At 71.1% G+C, this 831-nt stretch carries 1 protein-coding gene; it reads left to right on the top strand.

The genetic code is table 11. The annotated features are described in order from the left end of the window. Positions 1-143: 143 nt before the first annotated feature. The coding region (locus EOW66_RS19930; protein WP_338054892.1) for an Ig-like domain-containing protein at positions 144-831 on the top strand (688 nt) is incomplete at its 3' end.

Here is an 831-nt window from a genome sequence, read left to right as displayed (position 1 = left end):
CACCGTCGCGCCCGAGATCAGCGTCGATGCGCCGGCGCTGAGCACCGACGCCACGCCGACGATCACCGGCAGCACCGATGCGGCACCGGGCAGCACCGTCACCCTCACGGTGACCGGTTCGGACCACGTCAGCCACGCCCGAGATCAGCGTCGATGCGCCGGCGCTGAGCACCGACGCCACGCCGACGATCACCGGCAGCACCGATGCGGCACCGGGCAGCACCGTCACCCTCACGGTGACCGGTTCGGACCACGTCAGCCAGACCTTCACCACCACCGTCGGCACCGACGGCAGCTACAGCGTCGACGTCCCCGCCGATCTCGCCGAGGGCGGCTATACCGTCACCGCTTCGGTCACCGATCCGGCCGGCAACACCGGCAGCGCCGACGATACCGGCGTGATCGACACCGTCGCCCCCGAGATCAGCGTCGATGCCCCCGCGCTGAGCAATGACCCGACGCCGACGATCACCGGCAGCACCGATGCGGCGCCCGGAAGCACCGTCACCCTCACGGTCACCGGCTCGGACCACGTCAGCCAGACCTTCACCACCACCGTCGGCACCGACGGCAGCTACAGCGTCGACGTCCCCGCCGATCTCGCCGAGGGCGGCTATACCGTCGAGGCCTCGGTCACCGATCCGGCCGGCAACACCGGCAGCGCCGACGATACCGGCGTGATCGACACCGTCGCCCCCGAGATCAGCGTCGACGCCCCCGCGCTGAGCAATGACCCGACGCCGACGATCACCGGCAGCACCGATGCCGCGCCCGGCAGCACCGTGACCCTCGTGGTCACCGGCTCGGACCACGTCAGCCAGACCTTCGCCG

Source organism: Paenirhodobacter huangdaonensis (assembly GCF_004022465.1).
Lineage (GTDB): Bacteria > Pseudomonadota > Alphaproteobacteria > Rhodobacterales > Rhodobacteraceae > Rhodobacter > Rhodobacter huangdaonensis.
Note: the sequence above shows the minus strand (reverse complement) of the source record. Positions and strands in the feature narration are given on the sequence as shown.